The organism is Streptomyces sp., assembly GCF_031178505.1.
GTDB lineage: Bacteria > Actinomycetota > Actinomycetes > Streptomycetales > Streptomycetaceae > Streptomyces > Streptomyces gulbargensis.
In genome coordinates this window covers 1-1,670 of the sequence record NZ_JAPSIW010001039.1, presented here as the reverse complement: position 1 = coordinate 1,670, position 1,670 = coordinate 1, and the positions used below count along the sequence as shown (strand labels likewise).

Below are 1,670 nucleotides of genomic sequence, written 5' to 3'. Positions count from 1 at the left end.
GGCCGGCGACCACGAGACCTCGGCCGCCGAGACCGCGGAACTGGCGCGGGCGGCGGCCGAGTTCGACACCTTCACGGCACCCGACACCACCGTGCCGGCTCCGCCCGGCCCACCGGGGGCACCCGGGACGACGGACGGCCCGCCCGTCGAGGACCTGATCGTCACCACCCGGGTCGGCTACCACGTGCTCCGCTTCGTCGAGACCACCTCCTTCGACAGCAGCGTCCTCCTCCACCTCTGGCTCGACCGCGACACCGGAAACCTCGCCCTCGCCCGCCTCCGTCTCCGCGATCTCGCCGAGAGACTGGTCCTGGGGTGACGCCCGCCGTGACGGCCCCACCACCCCCCGCCACCCCCGGGACGTCCTCCGAGACGGCCCCCGGCCCCGCGGCGCCACCGCCGCCGGTCTCCCCCATGCTCGTCCGGCTCGCCGCCGAGGGCGCCACGGGCGCCCTCCTGCGCGACCACGGCACGCTCTACCTGGTCGACGGCGACGTCGTCCACGCCGAGAGCCCCGCCGCCCCCGCCGTCGACGTACTCCTCACCGCCGGCGGGCGCCTCCCGCGCGAGAGCTGGGACGAGGCCGTCGACCGGGCCGGCCCCCCCCGCGCGGGGGCCCGCCTCCTCGTGGACAGCGGCCGGCTGCCCCGCGGCGAACTGGAGATATGCCACCTCTGCGCCGTCTTCGACGCCGCCTTCTTCGCCCTCTCCCCCACCAGCGGGCCGACCCGCTTCCGGTACGGGGTCGGCCACTGGTTCGGCACCGTCCGGCCGGTCCCGGCGGCGGCCGTCGAGCGCGAGACCGCCCGCCGCCGCGAACTCCTCGTGGCCGCCTGGCCGTACGCCTCCGTCGACACCGCCCCGGTCGTCCCCCGGCCCGCTCCGGAGGGCCGGGCGGTCGGCACCCGCAAGCGCGCGCTGCTCGACGCCGCCGACGGCCGCCGCACCCCCGCCGAGCTCGCCCGGCTGCTCGGCCGCCCCGCCTTCCACACCCTTCTCGACGTACGGCGCCTGGCCGCCGCCGGCTTCGTCGAGACACCACCCGCGGCCACCACCCCCCACTCCCCGCCCCCGGCCTCCCCTACACCCCTGCCACCGGTGGCCGATCCCGACATCGCTCTGCTGCGCCGGCTCCGTGACGCCCTGGAGGCACACCCGTGATGAGGCGTGCCCTGCGCCTGCGCGCCGAGAGGAGACAGCTCATGACGGCAGAAGCCGAGGTCCTCGTGGAACTCAGACGGCTGCGGGCCCGGCTGCCCCAGCTCACCGGGGCGCTGGCGGCCAGCGCGGACGGTCTCGTCCTCGCCTCCGACCCGGTGGACGGCGAGGCGGAGAGCGTGGCCGCGCTGACGGCGGCGGCCCTCGGCGTCGGCCGCCGCCTGACCGACTCCACGGGCCAGGGCGCCTTCCGTGAACTGCTCGTGCGCGGCGACCACGGCTACGTGGCGACGTACGCGGCGGGCGGCTCGGCGGTCCTCACCCTCCTCGCGGAGCCCCGCGTCAACGTGGGGCGGCTCCACCTGGAGGCCCGCCGGTCGAGCGCCCGCATAGGAGAACTCGTCGACGGCGCCCTGGAGCGCGGCGCCCCGGACCGACCCGGCACCCCACCCCGTATCCCGTAACGATCCCGACCCGTCCCCTCACATCCGGAACAGGAAGTACGACACCAT

Annotated in this window: 3 protein-coding genes; all 3 read left to right on the top strand. The window is 76.8% G+C overall.

Annotated features, from left to right (window positions below; genetic code table 11):
* The coding region (locus RIF68_RS36015) for a hypothetical protein (RefSeq protein WP_309055861.1) at window positions 1-319 on the top strand (319 nt) is incomplete at its 5' end.
* Window positions 320-414: 95 nt separating this feature from the next.
* Complete coding sequence (locus RIF68_RS36010; RefSeq protein WP_309055866.1) at window positions 415-1,161, top strand: transcriptional regulator; 747 nt, start codon at window positions 415-417, stop codon at window positions 1,159-1,161.
* The gene (locus tag RIF68_RS36005; RefSeq protein ID WP_309055864.1) at window positions 1,161-1,622 is read left to right on the top strand and encodes a roadblock/LC7 domain-containing protein; all 462 of its coding nucleotides are present in this window, start codon (window positions 1,161-1,163) and stop codon (window positions 1,620-1,622) included. Before RIF68_RS36010 ends, RIF68_RS36005 begins: the two co-directional genes overlap by 1 nt.
* Window positions 1,623-1,670: the final 48 nt, after the last annotated feature.